25 protein-coding genes are annotated in these 25,878 nt (G+C 48.4%); 20 read left to right on the top strand and 5 right to left on the bottom strand.

All coding sequences use genetic code 11. The annotated features are described in order from the left end of the window. The first annotated feature begins 102 nt into the window (after nucleotides 1-102). The 6 genes from AC0VZ8_RS14355 (at nucleotide 103) to AC0VZ8_RS14380 (ending at nucleotide 6,050) form a co-directional block, all read left to right on the top strand. The gene (locus AC0VZ8_RS14355) at nucleotides 103-606 is read left to right on the top strand and encodes a GNAT family N-acetyltransferase (RefSeq protein ID WP_071218171.1); all 504 of its coding nucleotides are present in this window, start codon (nucleotides 103-105) and stop codon (nucleotides 604-606) included. 82 nt (nucleotides 607-688) lie between these two features. Beyond that, nucleotides 689-1,462 carry an SDR family NAD(P)-dependent oxidoreductase gene (locus AC0VZ8_RS14360; protein WP_260067443.1) on the top strand — a complete coding sequence of 258 codons (774 nt, stop codon included), beginning with the start codon at nucleotides 689-691 and terminating at the stop codon, nucleotides 1,460-1,462. Between the two features lie 122 nt (nucleotides 1,463-1,584). Beyond that, nucleotides 1,585-2,472, top strand: coding sequence for an aldo/keto reductase (locus tag AC0VZ8_RS14365; protein WP_475487297.1), 888 nt, complete (start codon nucleotides 1,585-1,587; stop codon nucleotides 2,470-2,472). A 359-nt stretch (nucleotides 2,473-2,831) separates the two neighbouring features. Beyond that, nucleotides 2,832-4,181, top strand: a complete 1,350-nt coding sequence (locus AC0VZ8_RS14370) for an ABC transporter substrate-binding protein (RefSeq protein ID WP_260067445.1) — start codon at nucleotides 2,832-2,834, stop codon at nucleotides 4,179-4,181. 117 nt (nucleotides 4,182-4,298) lie between these two features. Beyond that, entirely contained in the window at nucleotides 4,299-5,156 is an 858-nt protein-coding gene (locus tag AC0VZ8_RS14375; RefSeq protein ID WP_475487298.1) for a carbohydrate ABC transporter permease, read from the top strand. 21 nt (nucleotides 5,157-5,177) lie between these two features. Then, entirely contained in the window at nucleotides 5,178-6,050 is an 873-nt protein-coding gene (locus tag AC0VZ8_RS14380) for a carbohydrate ABC transporter permease (protein WP_071218166.1), read from the top strand. A gap of 124 nt (nucleotides 6,051-6,174) precedes the next feature. Here the strand turns inward: AC0VZ8_RS14380 and AC0VZ8_RS14385 are convergent, their stop codons facing one another. Beyond that, entirely contained in the window at nucleotides 6,175-7,008 is an 834-nt protein-coding gene (locus tag AC0VZ8_RS14385) for an NAD(P)-dependent oxidoreductase (protein WP_445260061.1), read from the bottom strand. Between the two features lie 394 nt (nucleotides 7,009-7,402). Here AC0VZ8_RS14385 and AC0VZ8_RS14390 point away from each other — a divergent pair, with 394 nt between their 5' ends. Both AC0VZ8_RS14390 and AC0VZ8_RS14395 read left to right on the top strand, forming a co-directional pair. Next, nucleotides 7,403-7,837 (top strand): MarR family winged helix-turn-helix transcriptional regulator, encoded by a 435-nt coding sequence (locus tag AC0VZ8_RS14390; RefSeq protein WP_475487299.1) that lies wholly within the window; start codon nucleotides 7,403-7,405, stop codon nucleotides 7,835-7,837. 53 nt (nucleotides 7,838-7,890) lie between these two features. Further along, on the top strand, nucleotides 7,891-8,529 hold the full coding sequence (locus tag AC0VZ8_RS14395; protein WP_475487300.1) for an NAD(P)-dependent oxidoreductase: 639 nt from the start codon (nucleotides 7,891-7,893) through the stop codon (nucleotides 8,527-8,529). A gap of 280 nt (nucleotides 8,530-8,809) precedes the next feature. Here AC0VZ8_RS14395 and AC0VZ8_RS14400 read toward each other — a convergent pair whose 3' ends face one another. Beyond that, a complete protein-coding gene (locus tag AC0VZ8_RS14400; RefSeq protein WP_475487301.1) occupies nucleotides 8,810-9,271 on the bottom strand; it encodes an Hsp20/alpha crystallin family protein in 462 nt (153 codons plus the stop codon). A gap of 122 nt (nucleotides 9,272-9,393) precedes the next feature. Between AC0VZ8_RS14400 and AC0VZ8_RS14405 the strand changes: the two genes are divergently transcribed. Genes AC0VZ8_RS14405 through AC0VZ8_RS14425 form a run of 5 tightly spaced genes read left to right on the top strand, consistent with a single transcriptional unit; the run spans nucleotide 9,394 to nucleotide 11,117 of the window. Further along, nucleotides 9,394-9,615, top strand: coding sequence for a spore germination protein (locus tag AC0VZ8_RS14405; protein WP_071218161.1), 222 nt, complete (start codon nucleotides 9,394-9,396; stop codon nucleotides 9,613-9,615). 18 nt (nucleotides 9,616-9,633) lie between these two features. Beyond that, on the top strand, nucleotides 9,634-9,861 hold the full coding sequence (locus AC0VZ8_RS14410) for a spore germination protein GerPB (protein WP_475487302.1): 228 nt from the start codon (nucleotides 9,634-9,636) through the stop codon (nucleotides 9,859-9,861). 47 nt (nucleotides 9,862-9,908) lie between these two features. Beyond that, the gene (gene gerPC / locus AC0VZ8_RS14415) at nucleotides 9,909-10,529 is read left to right on the top strand and encodes a spore germination protein GerPC (RefSeq protein WP_475487303.1); all 621 of its coding nucleotides are present in this window, start codon (nucleotides 9,909-9,911) and stop codon (nucleotides 10,527-10,529) included. Then, the gene (locus AC0VZ8_RS14420; protein ID WP_071218159.1) at nucleotides 10,507-10,692 is read left to right on the top strand and encodes a spore gernimation protein GerPD; all 186 of its coding nucleotides are present in this window, start codon (nucleotides 10,507-10,509) and stop codon (nucleotides 10,690-10,692) included. Before gerPC ends, AC0VZ8_RS14420 begins: the two co-directional genes overlap by 23 nt. Next, a complete protein-coding gene (locus tag AC0VZ8_RS14425) occupies nucleotides 10,689-11,117 on the top strand; it encodes a spore germination protein GerPE (protein ID WP_071218158.1) in 429 nt (142 codons plus the stop codon). The genes AC0VZ8_RS14420 and AC0VZ8_RS14425 overlap by 4 nt, the downstream gene beginning before the upstream one ends. Nucleotides 11,118-11,302: 185 nt before the next feature. Here AC0VZ8_RS14425 and AC0VZ8_RS14430 read toward each other — a convergent pair. Beyond that, a protein-coding gene (locus AC0VZ8_RS14430) for an IS1182 family transposase (protein ID WP_475487304.1) occupies nucleotides 11,303-12,663 on the bottom strand; the annotation gives its coding sequence in 2 pieces (ribosomal slippage) (nucleotides 11,303-12,096 and nucleotides 12,096-12,663; 1,362 coding nt in all). A 155-nt stretch (nucleotides 12,664-12,818) separates the two neighbouring features. After that, on the bottom strand, nucleotides 12,819-13,046 hold the full coding sequence (gene tlp / locus AC0VZ8_RS14435) for a small acid-soluble spore protein Tlp (RefSeq protein WP_071218157.1): 228 nt from the start codon (nucleotides 13,044-13,046) through the stop codon (nucleotides 12,819-12,821). Nucleotides 13,047-13,269: 223 nt separating this feature from the next. Here tlp and AC0VZ8_RS14440 point away from each other — a divergent pair, with 223 nt between their 5' ends. The 4 genes from AC0VZ8_RS14440 (at nucleotide 13,270) to AC0VZ8_RS14455 (ending at nucleotide 16,404) form a co-directional block, all read left to right on the top strand. After that, the gene (locus AC0VZ8_RS14440) at nucleotides 13,270-14,565 is read left to right on the top strand and encodes a YCF48-related protein (RefSeq protein ID WP_194542112.1); all 1,296 of its coding nucleotides are present in this window, start codon (nucleotides 13,270-13,272) and stop codon (nucleotides 14,563-14,565) included. A 201-nt stretch (nucleotides 14,566-14,766) separates the two neighbouring features. Beyond that, the gene (locus AC0VZ8_RS14445) at nucleotides 14,767-14,949 is read left to right on the top strand and encodes a hypothetical protein (RefSeq protein ID WP_113056725.1); all 183 of its coding nucleotides are present in this window, start codon (nucleotides 14,767-14,769) and stop codon (nucleotides 14,947-14,949) included. A gap of 221 nt (nucleotides 14,950-15,170) precedes the next feature. Then, nucleotides 15,171-15,587 (top strand): DUF2500 domain-containing protein, encoded by a 417-nt coding sequence (locus tag AC0VZ8_RS14450; protein WP_475487305.1) that lies wholly within the window; start codon nucleotides 15,171-15,173, stop codon nucleotides 15,585-15,587. Between the two features lie 67 nt (nucleotides 15,588-15,654). After that, nucleotides 15,655-16,404: an SDR family NAD(P)-dependent oxidoreductase gene (locus AC0VZ8_RS14455; RefSeq protein WP_475487306.1), complete on the top strand. Its 750-nt coding sequence runs from the start codon at nucleotides 15,655-15,657 to the stop codon at nucleotides 16,402-16,404. Nucleotides 16,405-16,507: 103 nt separating this feature from the next. On the opposite strand, the gene AC0VZ8_RS14460 is transcribed toward AC0VZ8_RS14455, so the two are convergent. Next, a complete protein-coding gene (locus tag AC0VZ8_RS14460) occupies nucleotides 16,508-20,911 on the bottom strand; it encodes an Ig-like domain-containing protein (protein WP_475487686.1) in 4,404 nt (1,467 codons plus the stop codon). Between the two features lie 217 nt (nucleotides 20,912-21,128). On the opposite strand from AC0VZ8_RS14460, the gene AC0VZ8_RS14465 reads away from it, so the two are divergent. The 3 genes from AC0VZ8_RS14465 (at nucleotide 21,129) to AC0VZ8_RS14475 (ending at nucleotide 25,870) form a co-directional block, all read left to right on the top strand. Continuing rightward, nucleotides 21,129-23,462 (top strand): AraC family transcriptional regulator, encoded by a 2,334-nt coding sequence (locus AC0VZ8_RS14465; RefSeq protein WP_475487307.1) that lies wholly within the window; start codon nucleotides 21,129-21,131, stop codon nucleotides 23,460-23,462. Nucleotides 23,463-23,606: 144 nt separating this feature from the next. After that, nucleotides 23,607-24,827 (top strand): type 2 periplasmic-binding domain-containing protein, encoded by a 1,221-nt coding sequence (locus tag AC0VZ8_RS14470; protein WP_475487308.1) that lies wholly within the window; start codon nucleotides 23,607-23,609, stop codon nucleotides 24,825-24,827. Nucleotides 24,828-24,910: 83 nt separating this feature from the next. Continuing rightward, nucleotides 24,911-25,870 carry an ABC transporter permease gene (locus AC0VZ8_RS14475; RefSeq protein WP_071224370.1) on the top strand — a complete coding sequence of 320 codons (960 nt, stop codon included), beginning with the start codon at nucleotides 24,911-24,913 and terminating at the stop codon, nucleotides 25,868-25,870. Nucleotides 25,871-25,878: the final 8 nt, after the last annotated feature.

Genomic DNA, 25,878 nt, shown 5'->3' on the forward strand with positions numbered 1-25,878 from the left:
TTCTCACGAATCCGATATGGCACTTGTGTCACAATGAGCGGATAAAAGATGAAGATAAGAAGCATTAAAATGATAGATGAGATGCTTTAGGGAGGCGGCAGCATGATTTCAGATCGATGTGAACGTATGGGAATTGAGCTGGTTCCCAAGCGGAAACAAGCCGTTATCGTAAACTTGATGCAATTGTACTTATATGATTTTACCAAGTATCTGGATATTTCGGTAAATGATCAAGGGCTGTTTCTACCGTATCCGGATCTGGATGAATTCTGGAAAAAACGAGAACGTAAATATCCATATCTAATTACGTTTGATCAACGGCCAGCCGGGTTTGCCTTGATCGAGCGGATGGATGACCCCCTAGATGCGGACTATTATATGACGGAGTTTTTCGTTATGCAAAAATATCGGCGTACGGGATTAGGGACTTGGGCGGCAACCCGGCTGTTTGATCATTTCCAGGGACGCTGGAAGGTGACGCAAATCAGCAGTAATATACCGGCGCAGGCTTTTTGGCGAAAAGTCATTGAAGCTTATACGGGCGGCCGATATGAGGAATATATTGATCCGGTTCGCCACAATCCTTCGCAATATTTCAATTCCTAGAATTGTTTCACGGATTTTAAGGAACGTTCCATTGTTTGCTTATAAAATTTGGTTTACAGATCAGTGCTTAGGAGGGATTCGGATGTATTTACCGAGCTTTCATCTGGAAGGGAAAAAAGCTTTTGTTACAGGGGCTGGACGCGGGATCGGACGCGCCATAGCCATAGGATTGGCAGAGGCCGGCTGCGATGTCGGCTTGATGTCCCGAACCCGAAGCGATTTGGAGGAGACCGCAAATCTGATTAAGAGCTTGAACCGGGGTCAGGCATTTGTGCTGCCGGGTGATCTGACCGTAAGAGAAGAGATGGAGGGAGCGATTCGAGAATTTGTCAATCAGGCAGGACGAATCGATATACTGGTGAATAATGCCGGCATGAACATTCGTACGCCTGCGCTGGAAGTGACGGATTCGGAATGGGACTTGATAGTGCAAACCAATCTAAAATCGGCTTTCGTAGCTTCGCAAGCGGCTGCCCGATTTATGAAAGATCAGGGCAATGGAAGAATCATCAACATCTCTTCCGTAGGCGGACACACGGCTCTTCGCACAGGCGTTGTTTATGGTTCAACGAAGGCGGCTCTCATCCATATGACCAAGGTGCTTGCGATGGAGTGGGCGCAGTATGGAATTCAGGTTAACTCGGTCGGACCTTGGTATTTCCGGACTCCGCTGACGGAGAAGCTGCTTAATGATGAAGCTTATATGCAGGCCATATTGGACCGGACACCGCTTAAGCGCGTGGGAAGTCTGGAAGAAGTGGTGGGACCTGTCGTTTTCCTGGCGTCGGAGGCAGCCAATTACATGACCGGGCAAACGCTGCTGGTGGATGGCGGTCTTAGCATTTATGGATTTTAGCAGGGGAGCATTCTTTCAAACAGAATAAATAGTGAAATCGAAAATGTAACGAATATAGGCTTTCAGGTTTATTCGTATCGGGTAATGATGAATGGGATGAACAGGGAGGAGAGTGAAGGAAGATGGAACGAAGAGCATTTGGACGTACGGACATGCAGGTTAGTGTGTTGGGATTTGGAGGGGCCGAGATCGGCCAGTCGGATCAGAAGACGGTTGACCGGCTGCTGCACAGCGCCATTGATGCAGGCCTTAACATGATTGATACCGCGGAATGTTATGGCCACAGCGAGGAATTAATCGGCAAGGCTTTGTCAGGTCGAAGAGATGATTACTACCTGTTTACGAAATGCGGCCACGCTTCCGGTTTGGATTATCCGGATTGGGATCCCGTGATGCTTGCGCAGAGCATTGACCGCAGCTTGAAGCGACTGCAGGTGGACCACGTCGATGTCATCCATCTTCACAGCTGCTCGGAAGAGATTTTGCGCCGGGGCGAAGTGATTGAAGTGTTAAGAAGAGCTAAGGAGCAGGGGAAAACGCGGTACATCGGCTACAGCGGCGATTCGACCGATGCGCTCTATGCCCTTCAAACCGGCGTGTTCGACAGCTTTGAAACTTCGCTGAACATCGCCGACCAGGAGGCGATCGATCTCACGATTCCGCTGGCCATGAAGCAGGGCATAGGGATCATTGCCAAACGTCCGGTAGCCAATGTTGCCTGGAAGAACGAAACGCTAAGCGAGCAGGATTATGCTTATCCTTATTGGATCCGGCTAGGCGAGTTGAATTACGATTTTCTCGCCGATGTTCAGCAAGGCGTTGAAACGGCATTAAGATTCACCTTGAGCACGCCGGGCGTAGCCACCGCCATTGTCGGTACGGCAAATCCGGATCGGTGGGAGCAAAATGCTGCATTACTGGAAAAAGGGCAGCTTCCGGAGGATATTTACGAGTCGATCCGCAACCGCTGGCGAGAGGTTGCCGGTGCGGATTGGGTGGGTAAGGTGTAAGTGATCTAAAAAAGAGCCTGTCGAGTTCTCTCCACAGGCTCTTTTTTGCGGCTTAAAAGTATACGAACGCTGGTAATAATGTTGATGATGTTATTTCAACATATGAAAAATTCATAATGAGGAAATACCTATCAATATCATCAGCGAGCAGCTACGTTATTTTACCTGGCCTCCTCGATACCTAGCACATTTTCTAGTCTGAAAAAGGAGACGTGAAGCGAATAAAAGATTGATATGGAAATATTTCCCCCTGCAGAAGATGAATGTCCCCCTTTGAAACCAGTAGGGCTTGGAATAAAATTCTGGTAGACAGCAAGTATTTACATAGGATTCTGAAAAAATACTTAGGGGGATTCGAAATGAAAAGGACTTCCATGTTACTCATGAGTGTCATGTTGCTGCTCTCCATGTTCCTCGCAGCATGCGGTAACAACAGTGGCACCAACACTCCTGCTGCTGGAGGAGGAGAAACTCCGAAGACGGAAACAACTCCGCCGGCAGATGATAAGAAGGATGAAGCCGCTCCGGTTTCACTCCGCGTGTTCTCGACTTTCGGAGGAACTGACGCAGCTCGCGAAGCCTTCCAGGCAGCGTTGGATGAATTCACGAAGGAACATCCGAACGTGAAGATAGACAACGACACCATGTCAGCAAATGATGACGGTTTCAGAACGAAAGTGAACACCGACATGAACAGCGGCAACGAGCCTGACTTGTTGTTCTACTTCATCGGGGCTGACGCAGAAGGATTCGTCAATGCCGGTAAAGTTGTGCCGTTGAACGAAATTCTCGACGCGGACGCTGAGTGGAAGAACGGCTTCATTCCTGATGCGCTCGAGCTTGCCAAGCAAAAGGACGGTAACATTTACGCAGCGCCATTGACCGGTTTCTATGAAGGCTTGTTCGTTAACAAAAAAATCTTCGAAGAAAATGGTTTGGAGCTTCCAACAGACTGGGCGAAATTGACCACAGCTGTGGAAAAGTTATCTGCCAAAGGCATTATTCCTTTGTCCGTACCATTTGACCAATCGCACTACCTGATCGAGCATACCATTTTGTCTGCAGCAGGTCCTGAAGGACAAAACAAAGGTCTGCTTGACGGCATCGATCCAAATTGGGAAAAAGCGTATGCAGCTATGAAAGAATTGTATGACCTTGGCGCGTTCCCTAAAGATGCGGCAACAATCGACCTGAGCATGTCCGGCAACTATTACAGTGAAGGCCTTGCTGCCATGACCATTGAAGGATCTTGGGCCATTGGCGGTTGGAGCGATGAAACCCGTGACAACTCTACAGTACTGCCATTCCCGACAGTTCCTGACGGCGCTGGCAGCGGTAACGATATCGTCGGCGGCTTCGGTTCCGGTTTCTATCTCTCCAAAGCCACTTATGATGACGCAGCTAAAAAAGAAGCAGCAATCGCATTGCTGAAGCACCTGACTTCCCCGGCGTCCATTCAAAAAATCGCATCGGCTAACGGTGGCACACCTGCGGCTGACGTTGAGGTGACTGGATTGCCGCAAGTAGCTCTTGACGGTTTCGCTATGGCCGCGAAAGCAGCTTCCATCAGCGCGCCAGTTGACAGTAAAGTTTCGCAAGAAACGTTTGGTAACCTTCGCGCTAGCGTTCAGCCTGTAGTGGAAGGCAAGAAAACTCCTACTCAAGCGATCGAAGAAGCGAAGAAAACCGAGGATGCCAACAAAAAATAGTTTTCATCAGAAACGGTAGAAATAAAAGTGACGTACGCCGCCCCTCTGCTTTCATTTGGGCGGCGTAGTCATTTCGGTATGGACGTTGAAGAAAAATAAACATCAAGGGTGATTAATATGAAGGGTGATCGCAAGTATATTGTAATGTTTTTATTACCCGCAGCAGCCATCATGACAATCTTTCTATATTATCCGTTCTTCAAGAGTTTGTATCTTAGCTTTTATCGCACAAGCGGCTTTTTCGATAAAAAGTTTGTGGGAGGGGCTAACTATGAGAGACTCATTACGGATAAACTGCTTGGCGCTGCAACATTGCACACGCTCGAAATCATGCTCTATGTTATCGTGTTTCAGGTGGGAATCGCGCTTGTGTTGGCTGTCCTGGTAGATAACATTTCTAAGCTCAAAGGTTTTTATCGAACGGTCTTTTTCTTCCCGGTTGTCATCTCCGGTACTGCCATTTCCTTATTATTTGTATTGTTCTACAATTACAACTTCGGTTTGCTGAACAATTTGCTGGCGAACTTCAATATTGAGAAGATTTTGTGGCTGGATGCGAAGAATGCGCTAAAGGCGGTATCGATTCCAACGGTTTGGCATTATGTGGGCTTTTATTTTGTTCTGTTCTTGACCGCGATGTCCAAAATACCCGCGGATTATTATGAGGCTGCAAAACTGGAAGGAATCACGGGGCTCAAGAAAACAACGATGCTTACAATTCCGCTCATCATGAGTGACATCAAGGTTGTTATCACACTTGCCATTACGGGTACGTTGAAGGTGTTCGAATTCATCTGGGTCATTACAAGCGGCCAGAATGGAACGGAAGTCCTGGGAACGTATATGTACAAAAAGGCCATGGTGGATCAGAACTTTGGTTACGGATCAGCGGTTGCGATATACATGGTGGTCTTTGGCGTACTGCTTGCGTTAATTGCCAACCGTTTGTTGAGAAGAGACGAGATTACATACTAAGCATTATAGGGGTGTACTGTTATGGAGCCAACCATCGTCGTTGAACACAAAACTCAGCGCGTTAGGAAGAGTCGGTTTAATTTAGGCACCACGTTGATGTACGTCGTTTTGACAGCGTGGTCCCTAACAACCATTTATCCGTTATTCTGGATCGTGAACAACTCGTTCAAGGTTTCCCGCGATGTGATGAATAATTCCTTTGGTATCGCATGGGAACCGGTGTTTGTGAACTATCAGAATGCATTTGACCGTATTAATATCGGAAGAAGTTATATCAATAGTTTGGTTATGTCCTTCAGTACCGTATTCTTGGTATTACTGCTCGGGGGATTAGCCGCTTATGTGTTGTCCAGATTCAACTTCAGAGGCAAGCGCACCATCTATTCCATTCTGTATGCGACATTGTTGATTCCAGCGTTTGCAACCGTAGTTCCGGTATATGAGCTGCTGATCAAAACGAGCCTGGTCAATACATACTGGGGCCTGATCTTCCCGCAAACGGCAGGCAATCTGACGTTTGCCACCTTGGTGATTGCCGGTTATATGGCAACCATCCCGAAAGAGCTTGAAGAAGCGGCTTTCATGGATGGATGTAACCGATGGCAGATGTTTGTTAAGATCTTCGTGCCGATCTCGCAGCCGGTATTTGCATCGGCGAGTATATTTGTATTTATGTGGTCGTACAATGACTTGTTCTCAGCGTTGATCTTTGTAAACAAAGAGAATGTCCGCCCGATCGTTGCATTGCTGAATGAGATCAGCTCCCAATACGGAACAGACTTTGGTCTGATGGCTACGGCAGTATCATTGACCGTTATTCCGGTGCTGATTGTATACCTGTTTATCTCGAAGTATATACAGAAAGGTTTGACTGAAGGAGCTGTCAAGGGTTAAGAAGAGAGCGAATTCAACGAATAGGCAAGTCAAGAGGGGACTTTGTCGTCACCTGTTTGACTTGCCTATTTGTTGTTAAATTCCATTTAGTTTTTTAATCTGAAGCAAGAGTTGAATCAGCAATTTAAGCGGTTGGGCGATTAAATTCGACTAAACGCGAGAAACCATCTTCTCCATGACCGGCATGGATTGCTCTTTGGGCAATGGCTTTTGCTGCGTTTAAAACGCTGCTATCGATGCCGTGATGTTCGGCCACGTGGATGATATGCTCCATACTTGTCATATTGGAGATGAGACTCGAGCCTTCACCAGGGTATACGCCTTGATCCACATCTTGGGCGATATAGGTCATGATATCCGGCATAATGTTGATGATATTTTGCGCATAGGGGGCGATGTCTTTCGCGGCAATGTTCTCAGCACGTGCGATAGCCAGAGCGTGCACATAGCCGCTCATGGCTGTCCAGAACACATCCAGCAATGCAACATCATAAGCTGCGGCACGACCGGGATCCTCCCCAAGGAACGAAGCGGTCCCTCCCAGACTGGAGAGTGTTTCCAGATGGCTGCGGTATACTTTCTCTTGCCCGCTGTACAGAACAACGGCTGAAGGCTGCCCAATGGTCGTTATCGGCGTCATGATCGCACCATCAATATAGTTAATACCGTTCTCGGCTGCCCAAGCCGCCATTTCGCGTGCACGTTCAGGAGAGTCGGCTGTCAGGTTTATAAGGGTTTTCCCTTTCAATGCGCTAGTCGCATTAGAGAGAATGGAGCGGACTGCATCATAATTGAGTACACAGATGATAATAAGCTGGCTGGCAAGCACGGCATCCGGAACAGTCGGAGCAAGCACTGCACCTTGTGTAATAAGTGGGTCGGCCTTAGCAGCTGTCCGGTTCCACACTGTTGTAGCATGGCCATTCTTGATAAAAGCTCCGGCAAGCGCTTGGCCCATAGGGCCGAGCCCGAGCACGGTGACATGTTCCTTATTGGTGTTTTGCTGAGTTTCACGAACATTAGGTTCGATCCCATGGCCTTGATTTTGATTCAATTGTTCCATCTTTTTTTCCTCCTTGAGTGTTGGCTTCGAATATAGTGTAGACCTTGACACTAATGTCAAGGTCAATCGTTATTTTCAATCTTCAATAATAGGTGATTATTTCAATGTGTGAAAAATTCATAATAGATAAAAATGTGCTCCCTATCTCTAAAGCAAGCTATATGAGCTTTCGAACGTACCTAATTACGACGATCATAATAAAATCAATAATAAGACTAACTAAAAGAAAGTTGTTGACAATATATTAGTGGTGTGTTAATTTGTATATACAAATGAGAGGTGTCTGGTTATGAACATAGATGATTCCATACTGAGCTCATGCTTGTTTTTTACTTCAAATCGGTTTGCTCGTTCGATGACCAAGATGGCGGAGGATGCTTTTGCGAAGGCCGGTTTATCGCCTACGTACTCCTACGTTTTGGTGGTGATCCATCAATATCCCGGCATTACGCAGAAAGAGCTAAGCGATAAGTTGTCCATTGCTCCATCAACAAGCACACGGTTCATCGATAAGCTGGAGGAGAAGCAGTTAGTACAGCGCAAATCTGAATGGAAAGAAACGCATATTTTCTTAACGGATGAAGGGAAGTCGTTATATCAGGAGCTGAACCAATATTTTGAACAGCTGTATGGACAGTATGTTTCCCTCTTGGGGAAGGAACATAGCGAACAGTTAACTAAACTTCTCCATGAATCCAGTGAAATATTGAAAAAGGGAAATTAAGCCTCTTTTTCGTCCCTCATTTGCATATACAATTGATAAAGGAGAGATTCACAATGCAGATTGGTATTATCGGTGCGACAGGGAAAGCGGGAAGTCTGATTCTCAAGGAAGCTCAAGCACGCGGTCATGAAGTAACGGCAATTGTAAGGAATGCATCCAAGATCTCCGATTCGAGCGTTAACATTTTGGAGAAGAACGTGCTGGATTTGACGAATGCCGATCTTCAGGGCTTTGATGTCGTCGTGAATGCCTTTGCGGCGGCGCCCGGGCAAGAAACTCAATATGTGGAGGTTGGCCGGGTATTGATAGAAGCTCTGAAAGGCACGAATACCAGACTGTTTGTGATTGGCGGGGCTGGTAGCTTGTTCGTTGATGAAGCCAAAACCTTGCGACTCTTGGAAACTCCAGATTTTCCTAAGGAATACTATCCGACGGCATTTCATGCCGGTGAGAACTTGAAAGACCTGGAACAATCTTCCGATGTGAAATGGACGTATCTAAGTCCGGCAGCGTTCTTTAATCCGCACGGTCAGCGCACGGGCAGCTATCAGGAAGGCAAGGACCATGTCATTGTCAATTCAAACGGTCAAAGCTATGTCAGCTACGCAGATTACGCGATTGCGGTATTGGATGAGCTTGAACAACCGAAGCATATCCATGAGCGGTATACGGTAGTATCCGAGGCGGAATAAGCCCGGCAACGACCTTCATATAGATCTCGAACAAGCTGATTTCATCAGGAAATCAGCTTGTTTTGATGCGTAATATCTGTATCAACAAGTGAGTGATTCACTATATGAAAAATTCACAAAAGAGAAATAACCGCTATTTATCTAGCCACTTCTATCTCTCTGCACCCCAACCACCCGTATAGACTCTGTCATTTAAGTATAAATGGTGGGGAAGCCTGCATACAACCAATGTTGTACGCAGGCTTTTTCAGATTGTGACTAACGGGTAAGGTATCTTTGTTCATAAGAAACGAATATTGATATCATGAAATCGGCCTGTAGACATTTTAGGCATCTTAATTTGTAAAGTGGGCTGTTTATAGGTCGCAATGCTTTGCGCAGGAAGAATGGGGACGGGCAAGACGATGGTCTGGCTTTGATCTTTAGGCAAACCGTGGATTTTGATCTGTGTTCGATTTAGTTTAATCCATAAATTTTCCGGATGGACACGTTTGGGTACATAGCATTTCACAACCAGAAAGTTATGAGTATCAAAAGTTTCGTATCGAAGCGTATAGGGGTTAGGCAGCATTTCATTTCCGGCCGTTGCTTGTCTTATCGTATCCTTCACATAATCTTCAATGACGGTTGGATCCAGCTGAAAATCCTCATTGAGGTCATTAAGATCTTTGAATGGAAAGGAACTGTTGTTGAAAAAAGAGTCCTTCGATAACCATTCAGGGCGCTTGGATCTTGAGTTCACTAGATATCCCTCCTTCGTTCTGTAATTTCATTGTATGGGCGAAGGAAGGTTAGAGTGACATCTGGGCATCCAACCACATAGAATAAATCCAAGCGTATGATTTTGAATGAAGAGGTGGAATTGTGGTTTCGATTATCGGCAATATGAAGATTGTTAACGTGGGCCCCAGTTCTACGGTCTTGGTTGGAAATACAGGCGTCATTGATTTAAACAGCTCCACAAAAACGTATTCCGGCGCCAACTCGTTCAACACCGGTGACAATATTGGCACGAATATTGCAAACAACCAGGCCAACAGCTTGAACACCATTGATCCGGACCTGATTGATTCGGCTAATGCTTAATTAAGGTTGTGATCCACTGTGAATCTAACGGTACATCAATGTATTAACATACAACAGCTTCGGGTTGAGGCGGTAACGAATTCTTCGGTGCTGCAGATTGGGACCGCTGGAGAGATCCGGGCATTGTCCAATATTTATAATACGGGTGGATTTACAGGCCCTGCCCCTGAATTTGAGCCTCAGCCTAATAACTATCCTCTGGTTCCTCTACCTGCTCCGACTGAAGGACTGTATAGACAAGAATGAGGTGAATGGCCTGCGCATAGATTGTATAGGAGCAGGGAGGTGGTTCCATGTACGATTATTATATACAGCAATTGTTCCATATTCTTCATACCCAGTCAGAGCAGCTGAGTAGAATGGAACAAATGCTGAAGGAAATGCGCAGTGAAATAGATCGATTACGACAGGGAAGCGAGAAAACGATAGATCGGGTGGAATATAATTTTGATTTATTGAAAATCGAAAAATTGGAAGGCACCTTAAATATTGGACTGATGCCAAAGGATGGGCAGTCCCTGGACGATATTACCGTGAATGGTCAGCCGCCGTTAGGACTGTCCCAGTCGGGAAATTCCGGCGGCGAACTGTACTCGAACATATATCAGAATGTATCACGTTACCTGGAAGATACAGTACCCGAGCAGATCGAACGCATGATTCCTGAAGCCCATTTTGTGCTTGGTGATGAATATGCTGCCGTTATTATTGAAGATGTACGAAAACAACTCGGAGAACGTATTACGGTGTATTTGAAGCAATATCAAACGAACAGGGAAACCATGAACCCGCAAGAGGTAGAGCAAGCGATCGTCAAACAAGTGAAGAGTGAGATCGCTTCGGCAGTTGAGCAGCACCTTCTTAATTTGCAACGAGGGAAGTGGCATTCAAATGAAAATGACAGTCGTCAATAAAGAACTCCAGGTTGGTTCGATCCGCATTACGGCGATCTCAAGCTCGTCCGTACTGTTGATTGGAGATACCCATGTGATTAATAGCTCCTCCATGTATGATACGCCTTCCGAATCACTGCAGATCAGCCCGCTTGTTCCGTTATCCCCGGGTTCCGCACCATGAAACGTCATTCACATGTTGATCACATGTATATCATCAATATTTCAGATAGTTCAGCATGTATATGCGGTGAATCAGGACATATCGATGCTAATACACGCGCATTGGCGGTTCAGCGGCAGGTGCCGGTGTTTTTTGAAGACGAGGGAGATTATGAGGATTACTCGATATTTTCCAGATCCATACCTACATGGCCGCCGCAATCAGAGGTAGAACTAAACATTATACAAGATCGTAGGAAGATTCATGTGGGATGTATCGATATTATAGCGACTGCATCTGCGTCGGTTGTACAGGTGGGGCCGAACGATACCATGGATTTGGAATCCAGGGTGAAGGCGATCAGACACTTTATTACGGGCGCGCCCGAGTATTTAAAGGATTATAAGGGAGTCATTGTCAAAAAGAATTTCGTGAAGAAGGAATAATCTCAATCGGCTCGAGATGAGACAGCTGATTTAATATCGGTGATGTCTCATGGCCAATACGATATGTACAAAACAGGAGGCGCATTATATGCGCCTCCTCAGAGTGTCGAGAAACCCTGTACTTTTTTCAAAGTACAGGGTTTCTCCCTTTCTAAGTAGTCACTTCAAGAGGGGAAATGGGGGGATTACCCCCTGTTTTCCAGGCGATCCAGGTGGATCGCCATCTTCTTCATGTTTTGCACGGCTGCTGTCATCAGAGCTTGTTCCCTGACGTTTTGCAACCCGCGCAACCGGCAATAGCGAAACCCATGGAGCTCTTTGGCATCCGCGAAGCTTCGCTCAATCGTTTCTTTTCGCTTTCGGTATAAATACTTGCCGGATCGGCTGAGCCGGTTGTTTCGCACCCATTCCTTGCTGTCTTCCCAGACATGGCGCGTGACAATCTTGCGGTGATTCCGTGAACGGGTACATTGCTCCAGCATCGGGCAAGTCTTGCAGTGCCTCGGATCCGAGGCATATTGCCGGTATCCTTCTCGATTCGTGGTGCGGTACAACAATTCATGCTGAGCCGGACAAATATACCGGTTGCGCTCGGCATCATAGGTAAACTTCCACTTCGGAAACAAGCCTTGGGTCGGATGAAATCTCCGGTGAGCAATCACGCCAAAGATCCCCCGTTCCTGCAATCCTTTGCAGATGGGGGTTGTTAAATAACCTGAATCCAGGGCAACGGCTTCAACTTCAAAACCAAATCGCTCTCGTTGGCGATCCAAACGCGACAAATACGGTACAGAATCATGAACGTTTCCCGACGTGACGTGGACATCGGTAATCAGATTGTATTTTAGATCAACGGTCCGGTGATCTAAATAAAAGAATCCTTCCGGTTTGCCATCGCGAATCATATAACCGCTATCCGGGTCGGTTTTGCTCACCTTGATTTCTTTCTTCTCGACCACATCCTCTCTGGGTTTTAAAGCTTTTTTCCATGCGTCTTCCGGTCGGCTTCTACCGCACCATTGAGTTCGTCCATGTATTCTCGTGTGTTTTGTAAAACCTGCTGCTTGGTGTACTGGTGCTTGTTCGCATTGGCCTTCACATGCGTGGAATCCGAAACCAGGACTCGTCCGCCGACCATGCGATGCTGGATTGCCTGCAGCACAATCTCATCGAAGATATCTTGAAAGATATGGGTGTCTTTGAAACGAGTCCGTCGGTTCCAGCTAATGGTGGTATGGTCCGGAACTTTGTCGGTCAATCCCAGACCAAGAAACCAACGGTATGCCAGATTCGTCTGAATCTCGCGTTCCAGTTGACGCTCCGAACGGATGCCGTAAAAATAACCGAGGAAAATCATCTTAAATAACACGACAGGATCGATGGCTGGTCGCCCATTATCAGCACAGTAAAGCGGACGGACCTTTTCGTCGATGAAAGAGAAATCGATATACTTGTCTACTTTACGGAGCAGATGATCTTGAGGGACCAGTTCTTCAATCGAAACAAACTCGTAAGCCTGCTGTTTTTCTCGGTTAGAACGCAACATGTTTAACACCCTTCCGAACGGTTTATTTACTAATATTATATAATATTAACGCGGTGTCGTGTTGAATTAAATGTATAAAAAATAGCTGTCGAGACTTTCTCGACAGCCTGAGGAGGCGCATTATATGCGCCTCCTGTTTTTATGTTGATCTGTGATTATTCTCCTTGCTGATGAGCAGCTTCGTCTTTGATCTCTTCCCGGAAGCCGGAAATACTCTTTTCACGACGAGCATTGCGATCTTGAATCTGTTCTTTCTCGCTTGCCGGAATCTCATCCCCAAACTCCTCGAGATAATCTTCGGCTTCACGGTAGTTCTCAATCGTGTTCTGGACTGCCTGCTGCAGATGCTCTACATTGTCTTCGCGATTATCGGGTTTAGCCATGACATTTCACCTCCTTACATTCAACTGTATTGCTAAAATTACACACCTCAATAGTCTTCCATCATAAAAACATCCTTATGCATATGAGACTGACACTATCAAAAAAGCTACAGTATTGTAAATTTTGCAAGTCAGTTCTTTACATTTCTGTTGGACGGAATATGTTATAATGTCGAAAAAGCAGACTTGCAGCATGACATCGAAATAAGAGGAGGAAGAATTCTTGAGATCAAGTCGTTTTATAGTCTGGCTCAGTATGCTAATGATGATGGCATTCATGTTAGCAGCCTGTACCTCAGAACCGATAAAACAACAGCAAACTTCTACAGTAGAAGGCCCTCCTGAATCGGTTGAAGATGAAGAAGAAGGTCAGACCATTACACTAGTAACGCCGGATACGGCGATGAAAGCACCCGAGGAAAAAAGCAAATATCAGATACATACACGGTTGACGGATTTCCAACTCTTGAATGAGTCAACGGGGATTGCTTGGGGGATAACGAACACGGAATTACGTCTGTATCAGACTCAGGATTATGGCGAAACGTGGGTTGATATCTCTCCATCCTCCAATGTACAGTTCGTTGATAAGCTGGAGTATGGGAAAGACATTGTGTTTACGGATAAGAAACATGGTTGGATTATACGCAACAAGCAGAGATCAGCCGAAACGATCCTGCTCAATACGACGGACGGGGGAGACACCTGGAAGCTTTCTTCGCTGCCGGAGACGGGTGTCGTCACGGCCATGTCCTTCGTTTCCTCTCAGCAGGGATGGATTATGGCGAAAGGCGATCTATCCCGGGGCTCTGAGGAGAAGTCGCTATTTCGAACGAGCAATAATGGCGGGTTATGGGAAGAGGTCATGCAGAATACGGAGTATCCTACATCCCGTGTTCCCGGCAGCGTGATTCCACGAACAGGGTCCATCATCGGCTTAACCTTCACGGATTCGCTTGTCGGATTTGCGACCATCCGTGAAATGCAATCCTCCAAACTGTATATTACCCGTGATGGAGGCCAGAAGTGGAAGTCCTCCGGACAGATATTCAAGAGCAAGCTGCTAGATCGGTGCGGTTCGATCTTTGCTGGCGCCCCCAAGTTTCTGGGCAGAGGCAGCAACGGAAGCGAAGTTTATATACCGGTTACCTGCGTGAAGGATGATCAGGCAAGCTATTTGGGTTACTTTACGGCCGACACGGGGAAATCATGGAATTTGGTGTCATTCCCCATGACGGGTGATACCGGCAAGGGCTCCATTCAGCCTGTTTTCCGCCGGCTTCATGACGGGTGGAGAATGGTGAACGGTATTGTTTATCATACGAATGATATGGGCAAGACCTGGAAGCCATTTCCGAGGAGCAAGCTTCTTAACGATAATCTCGCCAAATATCCGAACGTGGTGAAACTGCAATTTACATCGTCTGATGTCGGTTGGATGCTGATTGAAACAACGGACAAGAATCGATCGCGCCTAATGAAAAGCAGTGACGGCGGGGAAACCTGGCAGGGTCTATAAATTACGGCCGGAATACGTGATTTGAATATGCCAATAAAAAAGACCAGATTAAAAAAAGCTCTATCGACTGCGACTTTATCAGTTTTGATAAAGCTTTTTTTCGGTATTTATTGTGAAATTAATCACAAATAAAAATCTCCATGTATGCTACTATAAAGATGTAATCAGATACTCCAAACTGTTTAGAAGGGGACGATCCTCATGCATACCGATCAAATGACGATAAACTTCCTCCGCCTTTGCTACCATTGTGATGATGCATGTTTATGCGACACCGAGGAGCAGTGTCTGGCTTGCTGGAATGAGCAGGAACTGACACCACAGGAGCATGAAATGACAGGACAAGAAGAAACGATGAAATGGATGAGATTGGCTTACGATTGAATAATGATGACAATGATGATCATGAAGAATACGAATGGAAGCGGACGTTCTAGTCCCGCGAAGAAGCTGATGACTGGTTAAATGCAGACATCGGCTTTTTTGGTGTTCCCAGAAAAGGAAAAGTTCTTTAAAATTTCAATCAAACTTTCCATGAGCTATGAGTTAAATTGTCCGAAATAAAGCATATACATATTTCAAGACAAGGTGGAGGGGGGAGCCGTATGGGATCGGGGTCAGTTTGGATGTTCGATTTTTTCGGCAGCGTTATGCCCGTGTTTTTCATCGTCGTCATCGGGATCATTTTGCTGTCGGCCGGTAAGGGAATCTTGCAATGGAGTCAGAATAACCGACAGCCTTTGCTATCGGTCGATTCCAAGATTGTGAGCAAACGCACGGAAGTGAAACATACGCAGCAGACGGATGATACGATGTCGAGCCGTACTCGTACCACCTATTATCTGACATTTGAAGTGGAGAGCGGAGACCGCATGGAGTTTGTTGTAAATGGAGAGGAATTCGGCATGTGCGCGGAAGGAGACGAGGGACTGCTGCGTTTCCAGGGAACCCGGTACCACGGGTTCGTTAGGCACCCTAGAGCGAATCTTAGCGTGGTCCGCGGTTACGACCATCCTAAATAAGAGACGGGCTTAATATTATATCCGCCTTCTCCTGTGGTATATAATGAAGGAGAAGGAGGGGCTGCATATGAAATTTCTGGATAGAACGGTTGTGATTACGGGCTCTGCCCATGGGATTGGCCGCGGATTGGCTGAGGCTTATGCTCTAAGCGGAGCCCGAGTGATATTAAGCGATGTCCATGAAGAACAGGGCAACCTGGCGGCAAATGCCCTGAAGGAACAAGGATTGAACGCGGTCTTCGTCCTTTGCGATGTAAGGAAGGAAGAAGATATTAAACGCCTGATGAACCAAGCCGTCCAATATGCCGGCACCATCGATATTTTGATTAACAATGCCGGGGTCTCCCGTTGGAAGTCGCCATATGAGCTTACGGTTGAAGACTGGGACGACGTGATCAACACGAATGCCCGAAGCTGCTTTTTGGCAACGCGCGAAGCGGCGGTACATATGAAAAAGGCTGGGAATGGGGGGGCTATCGTTAATATGTCATCCACGCGATCGATCATGTCCGAGCCGAATTCGGAGGCTTATGCAGCTTCCAAAGGTGCCATTGTCGCGTTGAGCCATGCCATGGCCGTAAGCCTGGGGCCCGATGGAATCCGGGTGAATTGTATAAGTCCGGGGTGGATTGAAACGGGAAACTATGATGAGCTTCGTACAGCGGACCATAAGCAGCACCCAGCCGGTCGGGTAGGGACCCCGGCTGATATCGCCAAAGCCTGCTTTTATTTTACCGATCCGGATAATGATTTTGTCACGGGGGCCCATCTGGTTGTGGATGGCGGCATGACCCGCAAAATGATATATGAGCCTTAACTTGTTTCGGATTCAATAAAAAAGGATCGTCCCCCGGGGACGATCCTTTCCTGGTTATAACCCGTATTCGCAAAACAGTGGCGAATATCTCAACCGCTTAGACTTAACGGACGGTTATGGCAATGGAATCCGTCTTGCCGCTCGTCCGGTCGGTTACGCTGACAACGGCAATTCCGCTTTGATTCGCGCGGGCAACTCCCTGTGCGTTAACGGAGATGATATGGGGGTTGCTGCTGCGATAGCTGAGTTTGGCAAGCGATTCTTTGCGGCCATCCGGGTGGAGAAGCTCCGCCCGAAGCTGCTGGGTTGACTTGGAAGTCATTAGATCCTTACCCAGCAGCCGGAGATAAGGCTCATTTCCATCGAATGCGGCCGTGACATGGAGCGTTTCAACGAATCCGTAACGCTGGTCCTTAACCGAGATCGCTGCGCTTCCTGGAGAAATCGCCTTCATTCGTCCGGTTGAACTCACTTGAATGATATCCGGAGCATCAGATGTGTACGTCAGCTCTTCCGCCTGCTCACGCTTCCCGCCCGGGAAGCCGTACCATGCTTGGATTTGTCCTGATTCGCCCAGTTTGAGCTCATCCGAAGCTTCCACGCGCATCACGATCGGAGCTAGCGGGAACACGCCGACTTCGGTGAAGCTATTCCACGGGTTGGCATTATTTCCTTTGCCCAATATCCGAATATATCGGGCAGTCGTTTGCTCCACAAGAAAAGTTTCAGGCTGCACAGTCGTACCTGAAGTCAGCCCATTCTCGTAGATGGTCGACCATTCCTCGCCATCGACGGAGGCGAGAACATCGAACAGGTTTTTGCGGGTATCCCCTAAATATATGGCCAGCGATACAGCCCCCACAGGCTTCGGCTCCCCCAGGTCAAGCTGTACGTATTCCGTACCCGGCGCGGACCAGCGAGTGCTCAGTTTGCCGTCGACGGTATGTTCCGGAATGTTCGCCGATTCGGGAACGGCGCTGGCGGTAACATGCTGCACCAGATATTTTAGATGGTTCGGCGGTTCGCCTATGGCCGGATTCCGGGTGAATTGGATGGTATATCGATTGCTCAGATTCGGATGAGCGTCGTTCTGAATGACGATCGTGGCCGTACCCGGAATCGTATCTGCCTGGTCAATGGATACGGCATGCTCCGCTTCGGCCGTCATCACAGGCGGAGAGGGAGCATCAAACGGAAGTCCGACTTCATAATACGTGATTTCTGGACGGAACCCATGGAGCGGTATTCCGTCCATGAATAGACGGTTAGCCATAGGTCGGGCTGCCGGTTCGGGCAGATCGCCGTCAGGTATGGTCCATTCCAGCAGGGGAGTATACTCCGTCTCCGCTGGAGGTATGGGATCGCTTGCGTATAAAGGAACCATGCGAACGGACAACCGTACATCCTGGACGTGCTCCAGGTGTATGGTCAGCTTGCGCATGCCTTCGTTGCTGGATTGCCCATCCGGATTCGGGGAGGTGGCCAGCGGCGCTGCATCCATGACGGAGAACCGGGCACCGGCCGGTCCTTCGGCCAGCTCAACATACAGCCGCTTATCCAGTTGTGAAAGAATGGCGGCGCGTCCATTTTCCACGATCTCCACATCCGCTTCGGTGTGCATGAACCAATACAGCTCTGAAGGGCGCTTCAGTTTCATCTCATCCTGGACGACCAGCTCGCGCCTGTCGGCAGAGAGTTTCATTCCTCTTAACATCTCGCCTGCGTCTTTCCGGTAAAGGTCGGTCATATCCAGAATCGTATAGGCTCCTCTTGGCTTCGATTCCTTTTTTATCGTAACGGCTGTGCCGTAAGGCTCTTGCTGTACAATCGGATTTTCGACCGGATTGATGACGATGGTATTATGTCCCTCGGTTTTTTTGCGGTAATACGTCCAGCGATTATAATTGTAATCCCAGAAGCCGGGCAAGCTGTAGGATTCGTTCCCCAGATCGGATGCCCACCTTACGCCCAGTGCGTCAAAAACGAAAGTACCGCCATCCAGATCGTTATGGCTTCGCATCGTTTCGTTAACGCCTTTCATGGAAGCAAACAAGGCATAAGGATCGTCCCAGGCGCTTCGCATGGAGGCCGATTCAATCCCGGTGAAGAAACGATCCAGCTCCGTCGGAGCCGTTTCGAACATGCCGGGTTCATAAAACACCAGATAGAGAGGGTGGAAGTAGCCCTTCCGCTCATAGAGATCGCCAATAAACCAGGCGTATTCAGGTTTGTCGAAGAACGAGGCGAACCATAAGGATTCATACATGTTGTAGCTGACGCCGCCATCATAAAAATTGAACACCCCGCCTTCGCCGAGCAAATGATACGGATATGCGCCCGATGCCTCGTATCCCGGCAGCAGGGAAAGCCCATAATCGGTACCCAGGCTTTTATTCAAGCCTTGAATATACATGGCCAAGTATTGGCCTCCATAATGCCAATAAGCAGGACCCTCCGGCCAAGAACCGTCCTCGGTATAGTGACGAAGCGCATATTGCAGCTTCTGAAACGTGCTCTGGATGACTTCGAGCGCCTGTTCCCCGGTCTCAGGCTCATCCGCAACGGTTAACGCAAGCAGGCCAAGGCCGCCGTTGTCTACCAGGTTAATGTTATTGTGCTCCCCGTTATGGCGGAATTCACCCCGATACCAATCGAGCGCGACAGCTAGAGCATGATCCCGAATCGCCGTATTCAATTGAGATCGCTGAGCTTCATTCAAATCGTCGTATATCCAATCGTAGGCCAGCGCAACGGCAAAAGACAATTCGGACAAGGCAAGGATGTTGTTGGTTCTGCCGCCCCAATCGGGGTAATGCGTCATGGCCTCCAGCTCCTGCCATGCGCGTTCGGCATATCGGGATTCCCCGGTCAAGCGGTACATGAGCGCGGTCGGAATCAAGCGATCGCGCAGCATGTAGGCATTGCCGCCATTAGGTTGGTAGGTTAGAGGCGTAGTCGCTAGGACGGGGTCCGCTTGATTTCTCAAGAGCTCCATCCACTCCGTCATATAACGGTCTCCGCTTGCCAGCAATTGCTTGGAGCGGTTCAGATCGTCCGGGGATGCGAGAAGGCGCGGATGGGAGCGGCCGGATGAGGCATGAAGGTGAAGCGATTCCGAAATTCGATCTGCCGTCGGCCCGACAAAGACCAGCATATCGCTCTCCGTACGTCCGCCACGTCCATCTTCAGCCGATACGCGAAAACGGTCGTACCCGAGATAGTCTTCATTGGGAGCATATCGATAAGTTCCCCCGGCATCCACTTGAACCGTGCCATGTGCTGGCGATGCTTCAAGTTTCCATGCGATCGGATCTCCATCCGGATCCTCCGCTTTCTTGAATTGGCCGGAAAGGGAAGTATTCATCGTCGTATAACCCCATTCCAAATCCAGCAAAGGAGCAGCATTCACAGGGGTAACGTCGATCGTGCCCTGGCCGAATTTGGCGCCGCCCGTATCAGCCTGCAGGGCAGCAAACTGGAAGCGGTCCGCACCGTTAAAGCCGCTGTCGGGATAGTAGGTAAAGCTGCCGTTCTCCTTTACGGTGACCACGCCATGCGCAGGCTGGGAGATGAGGAGATACGTAAGGTCGGCACCGCTGCTGTCGAGCGCGGACAATTGCCCGAGCAAAGCTTGACCTTGCGTCGTCTCGCCTTCGTAAGCGTCCACCTGCAAGGTGTCCGGCGCATTGACGCTGACCGCCATCGAGGAGGTATGAGCACCGTCATATGTCGCTGCGGTTACGGTTGCGAGTCCTGTGGAAAGGCCGGTTACGTCACCTTGATCCGTCACTTCCACGACTTCCCGATTGGATGCAGACCACTGCAGCTGAGGGGGAGGCGACGAACTCGGCTCATAACGTACGGAAGGCGTTAGGGTCTCGCCCGTATTCAGATAAGCCACATCCGGTTCGATCGCGATGGATTGAAGCGGCTCCTCAACCAGCACATCGTCAAACCAAGCTTTACCCGTTCCGGTTTCCAGAAACAGCTCAACGGTCAATAAGGGCGGTGAGGCGGCATTTTCCGGAACGGTGAACAGCTTCTCCATATACGTCCAGTCTTGGGTGCCTTTGAGCGTTCCGACATGGACCAGCACATTGCTGGTGCCGGTTCGCTTCATCTGATATCGGATGAGCGCGGCATTGCTGACGGCCTCCGTTTTGACCCAGCCGCTGATCCGATACGTTTTCCCGACCTCTACCGGGATGGACTGGGTTATGGCTGCCCGACTGGCCGTTCCTGTGGGACCTTCGATGCTGACCGATTGTTTCCCGGATTTGAATATTTCCGAGTCTACTCCCAATATGGGCGTGCCTGTTGGAAGCCACTGCCCCCAATTTGCCGGCTTGATTCCCCCTGACCAACTGGCCCCCGCCTCCGTAGCCTCAAATCCGCTGTTCACAAGCAAACCCTCCTGTACCTGATCTCGTTCGCCCTCTGCCCATGCCGATGGGGGCGGCAAAAAGCCATGAATCCCCGTAATCAGCATAAGCATGATCAGAGCCATTCGTTTCACATCGATTCCCTCCCGTCTGATATCGATTTCCGGCCATGAAACCGGAACACTTCCATCGTAGAGGAAGCCGCAGCGTTCGAGTATGATACAAATTCGTGATGCATTAACATTTTTGAAGAAAACCTGTTCATGATAAATAAAAACAGTATGATGTAATTAATGTAAGTATGAAGAAGGTCACATCTAAAGAATGGGAAGGAATGAGGGTATGAGGAAATTGACGACAACTAGTGCAAAAAATGAACGTTCCAATCGAGTGTCCGTGTTCGTTACACTGCTCATGTCCTATCTTGTGATACTGCTGATCCCGGTCATCGTGTTCTGGGGACTGTATACGCAAATCGAGCGGATTATGATCGAAAATGCCAACAACTCCAACATGGCACTGATCGAGCAGGCGAAGCAGGTGGTGGACAGCCGATTGGATGAAATGCATCTGATTTCCCGGAACATCACTTCGCATCCGCGGCTGGATGCGCTGCTAAAGGCAAGCTCCCCTCAAAATGGTACCGAGAACTACAATTACTACACTTTTATGCAGGAAATGCAGCGATACCGTAACAGCAGCAGTTTTATCACCGATTTTTACGTATATTTACGGGAGAGCGATACGGTTCTTAGTCCCTCCTTAAAGACAACGTCTCGTGTCTTGTTTTCCGATATATACGGATATGAAAAATTAACCTATCAACAATATCAAGCAGATATTCTGCACGGTATCCACTTTAACCGGTATTTGCCCGTGACTGAAGTTGGCAAAGGGTTAAATCAGAAACGCATGCTCACATATATGCAAACGCTTCCATTTGGCGAAAAGGCCAATCCCAAAGGCGCCCTTGTTATGCTGATTGAGGAGAGGCAGATCGCAGGATTGCTTGATGAGATTGTGAAAACAAACCACGGAACCATTTACATCAAGGATGCCAGCGGCCAAGTGATTCTGAGTGCCGGTGAATCCGAGGTTCACAGTACGGGTAAAACCGCGGATAATCCGCGAGTGATGACGGTATCGACAAGATCTGCCCGGAGCGGGTGGGAATATGTATCGGCCGTGCCGGAAAAAGCGTTTATGGAAAAGGTCTATATGGTCAAGCGAATGGCCGTCGGCGTTCTGGCTATCTGTCTTGTTGCCGGGATTGCGGCCTGTGCGTTCATGACCTACCGCGCGTACTTCCCTTTGCGTGACATTATCCGTTTCATCCGGCAATCTCATCCGGCTAAGGAGGGTAAGGTACGTAACGAATATGATTTTATCAAATCGACGATGGCGGATTCCTTCGGTAAGCAGACGGAGATGAAGGAGCAATTGTCCAGGCAAACACCGGTGATTCGGTCCAACTTTTTGCAGCGTTTATTGAAAGGAAACGTGGATACGGCGGATATGTCCGATCATGCTCTGGATTTCATGGGGATCTCGTTCCCGTATTCGAGTTTTGCCGTTGCCTTGATCGAGCTGAGGGATGCCAGCGGGTTCATACATAATGAGCGGGAAAGCGAATGGGCCCTGATCCGTTTTGTCACCGGGAAGGTGGCGGAAGAAATTCATCCCTTTACCGCATATTCCGTGGAGCTGGAGAAGAACCTGGTTGCCATTATTCTAAACATGCCGGAACCGCTGCATGATAAGGCAGACCAGCTGTACGATTGGGCAGAGCAAGTGAAGCTGGTGATTGAACAGCGCTTTAAATCCGATATCACGATCGGGATTAGCGAAATCCGTACAGGTCTTGGATGTTTGGCGAGCGGTTACACCGAAAGCTTGAAGGCTTTGGAATATTCCATTTTTACTGCGTATAAACCGATTTTATTGTACGAGGAAATGAAACAGAAAACGGAGGTGTATTATGATTTTCCCATTGAGACGGAAATCCAGCTCATTAACGCCATGAAAAGCGGGGATACGGATAAGGCGCAAGATATCATCCAGTGTCTGTACCACAATAACTTCAACGGGCAATCCATCTCACCTGAGCTCGGCAGACTCATGTTCGCTAACCTGCTCAGTACGATGTTCAAGCTGCTGAATGCTTTGAATTTGAAGTACGAGGATATATTCGGCGAGTCAGGCAAAACGCTTGAAGAAATTACGGAGGGGAGCACGGTTGAGGAGCTCTACCGGGAAGTGAAATGGATGTTCGGCAAGGTTTGCCTCTACGTAAAAGATCAAAGGGGTGATTCCTCTTCGCTGCTGCTTGAGAAAATCAAGAGTTACATTGCGGATCATCACGACGATGCAATGATCAGTCTGGCTTCCATTGCCGAGCAATTTGATATTACGCCGCCGTATCTGTCGGCTTTCTTCAAGAAAAACAGCGGCACCAATCTCACGGATTACCTGGCCAAGATTCGGATCGAACGCTCCAAGGAAATGATGCGGGATGCCAAAAACACGATTTCGCACATTGCCCGTTCCGTCGGTTATACCAGTGACGTCGGTTTTATCCGGGTGTTCAAGAAATACGAAGGGATCACCCCGGGAAAATACAAGGAAACCCTGCATTCCCTATCATCGACCTTAAGAAATGATCATCTCAATTCTTAATCCCTGTTTATGCATGTTGAAACTGTACGGTATACGATGTAAGCGCTTCAGAGTTACGATTTGAACAGGGCGGGCTGGTTGGAACCACCTAAGCCTAATCTTATCGAATGATCATTCACTAGGGAAAAAGGGAGGCGTCGTGATTTGAAGACAAACCGGAAACGTGTTATGAGACTTGCGATCTTTATGCTGATTGTGGCTATGATTGCCGGATGCAGCGGAAAAAGCTCGGGGGCCGAGGAGCCTGCCGGGGAAAAAGGTAAGGAAGGAACAGGCGTGGCCACTGGTGGTGACCCGGAATATCCTGAACAGTTGACCTATTGGGTATCGCTGAATGCCAATGCTTCAGCAACGATGCAGGATATGAACGGGATTGCCGCATATCAGGAATTGGAAAAAACGACAGGCACCAAAGTGAAGTTCCAGCATCCGCCGGCTGGCCAGGAGGCAGATATGACGGCCATCAATCATGCATTTGTCGGCGCGTGGGGAGTTACAACCGGATTTTATCAGGTGGATGGAAAGGTCCAGTATGGACCCATCCAACCGGAATTCAAATCTTATTTGGAAACGATGAGCAAATGGTATGCGGAAGGCCTGATCGATCAGGATTACGCGGCAACGGACGGCACGCTTAAAGATGCCAAAGTGACCAACAATCAAGTGGGTGCCTTCTCCGGTTACATGGGCAGCAGCCTCGGCCGCTATTCCGAGCTCATGATAAAAAGCAATCCGGATGTAGAACTGGTGGGCGCTCCGAACGTTGTCCTGAATAAGGGGGATAAACCGATCCTTGGACAGAAGGATTCGCCGTTCAACGGATTTGGGGCAGCTGTGACCAAAGCGAACAAGTTCCCGGCGGAAACGGTGAAATGGCTCGATTACAAATATGGGGAAGAAGGACATATGCTGTTTAATTTCGGAGTTGAGGGAGTCAGCTACGAGATGAAGGACGGATACCCGACTTATACCGATGAAGTGATGAAAAATCCAGATGGGCTGTCGATCACCCAGGCGATGTCAAAATACAACCTGGCCAGCTATTCGGGACCTTTCGTCCAGGATCGCCGATACATCGAGCAGTATTCCGCGCTGCCTCAGCAGAAAGCGGCTATTGAGACATGGATGAATGCGGAGAATGACCGTTTGATGCCGATTATTTCCCCAACGGCAGAAGAAAGCACGCGTTATGCCTCGATCATGAACGATATTAATACGTACTACGAAGAAATGGTCAACAAATTCATTATGGGCGTGGAGCCGATCAGCGGTTTTGACCAATTTGTCCAAACGGTACAGGGTATGGGCATTGAGGAAGCGCTCCAGATTCAACAAGCCGCGCTGGACCGCTTCAACAGCCGTTAAGTTGTAGGCGCATGAAGAGGGAGAGACCTCGACGGGATTCTCCCTCTAACTGTGAATGATTTTTTGTCAGAGGAGGGCATACGGTGCAGCTTAAGGAAGAGACAAACCGCGTTACGATACAGAGCAAGCCAGAGAGGTTTAGCGCAAGAGCTGCGAAGGACTTTCGCCGAAACTCCACGATTTACCTGATGCTGCTGCCGGTTGTGGCGTTTTATGCCGTGTTTCACTACGGACCGTTATATGGCCTGCAGATTGCGTTCAAGAACTTTTCGGCAGGGCTCGGCATATGGAATAGCCCGTGGGTCGGATTTCAACACTTCAGCGAATTCTTTAACGGATTTTTCTTTGAACGAGTGGTTACCAATACCATTATACTGGGCGCGTACGATCTCATATTTGTTTTTCCCGCATCCATCGTGCTGGCGTTAATGCTGAATGAGGTACGACATCGCATATTTAAGCGGACGGTACAATCCATTACGTATATTCCCCATTTCATATCTGTCGTTGTGGTTGTCGGGATGCTGGTGGATTTCTTGTCGGTAGACGGGCTGATTAATCATATCATCACCTACTTCGGCGGCAAACCGATATCATTCATGCGGCTGCCGGAATGGTTCCGCACCATATATACCTCATCTGCGATCTGGCAGGGGGTCGGTTGGGGCTCCATTATATATCTCGCAGCTATTTCCAATATCGATCCGTCCCTTTATGAAGCGGCTAAAGTGGACGGTGCCGGCCGCTGGAAGCAGATGCTTCAAATTACGCTGCCTGGCATCCTGCCAACGGTCATCATTCTGCTCATCCTGCGGATTGGTTCCTTTATGGCGCTGCAGGATGAGAAGATCCTGATTATGTACAATCCGGTTACCTATGAGACGGCCGACGTAATCGGTACCTATGTCTACCGTAAGGGGATTCTGGAAGCAAGCTACAGCTTTAGTGCCGCCGTCGGCATGTTTAATTCCATGATTAACTTTATGCTGCTCATTGGAGCCAATTATCTCAGCAAGCGGTTTACGGATACGAAGCTGTGGTAGAAAGGGGG

The organism is Paenibacillus sp. QJM3NY_38 (assembly GCF_056173265.1).

Excerpts from the sequence above, each read along its gene's own strand:
- AC0VZ8_RS14355 (WP_071218171.1), top strand. The coding sequence starts at position 103 with ATGATTTCAGATCGATGTGAACGTATGGGAATTGAGCTGGTTCCCAAG.
- AC0VZ8_RS14360 (WP_260067443.1), top strand. The coding sequence starts at position 689 with ATGTATTTACCGAGCTTTCATCTGGAAGGGAAAAAAGCTTTTGTTACA.
- AC0VZ8_RS14365 (WP_475487297.1), top strand. The coding sequence starts at position 1,585 with ATGGAACGAAGAGCATTTGGACGTACGGACATGCAGGTTAGTGTGTTG.
- AC0VZ8_RS14370 (WP_260067445.1), top strand. The coding sequence starts at position 2,832 with ATGAAAAGGACTTCCATGTTACTCATGAGTGTCATGTTGCTGCTCTCC.
- AC0VZ8_RS14375 (WP_475487298.1), top strand. The coding sequence starts at position 4,299 with ATGAAGGGTGATCGCAAGTATATTGTAATGTTTTTATTACCCGCAGCA.
- AC0VZ8_RS14380 (WP_071218166.1), top strand. The coding sequence starts at position 5,178 with ATGGAGCCAACCATCGTCGTTGAACACAAAACTCAGCGCGTTAGGAAG.
- AC0VZ8_RS14385 (WP_445260061.1), bottom strand. The coding sequence starts at position 7,008 with ATGGGCCAAGCGCTTGCCGGAGCTTTTATCAAGAATGGCCATGCTACA.
- AC0VZ8_RS14390 (WP_475487299.1), top strand. The coding sequence starts at position 7,403 with ATGAACATAGATGATTCCATACTGAGCTCATGCTTGTTTTTTACTTCA.
- AC0VZ8_RS14395 (WP_475487300.1), top strand. The coding sequence starts at position 7,891 with ATGCAGATTGGTATTATCGGTGCGACAGGGAAAGCGGGAAGTCTGATT.
- gerPC (WP_475487303.1), top strand. The coding sequence starts at position 9,909 with ATGTACGATTATTATATACAGCAATTGTTCCATATTCTTCATACCCAG.
- AC0VZ8_RS14420 (WP_071218159.1), top strand. The coding sequence starts at position 10,507 with ATGAAAATGACAGTCGTCAATAAAGAACTCCAGGTTGGTTCGATCCGC.
- AC0VZ8_RS14425 (WP_071218158.1), top strand. The coding sequence starts at position 10,689 with ATGAAACGTCATTCACATGTTGATCACATGTATATCATCAATATTTCA.
- tlp (WP_071218157.1), bottom strand. The coding sequence starts at position 13,046 with ATGGCTAAACCCGATAATCGCGAAGACAATGTAGAGCATCTGCAGCAG.
- AC0VZ8_RS14445 (WP_113056725.1), top strand. The coding sequence starts at position 14,767 with ATGCATACCGATCAAATGACGATAAACTTCCTCCGCCTTTGCTACCAT.
- AC0VZ8_RS14450 (WP_475487305.1), top strand. The coding sequence starts at position 15,171 with ATGGGATCGGGGTCAGTTTGGATGTTCGATTTTTTCGGCAGCGTTATG.
- AC0VZ8_RS14455 (WP_475487306.1), top strand. The coding sequence starts at position 15,655 with ATGAAATTTCTGGATAGAACGGTTGTGATTACGGGCTCTGCCCATGGG.
- AC0VZ8_RS14460 (WP_475487686.1), bottom strand. The coding sequence starts at position 20,911 with ATGGCTCTGATCATGCTTATGCTGATTACGGGGATTCATGGCTTTTTG.
- AC0VZ8_RS14465 (WP_475487307.1), top strand. The coding sequence starts at position 21,129 with ATGAGGAAATTGACGACAACTAGTGCAAAAAATGAACGTTCCAATCGA.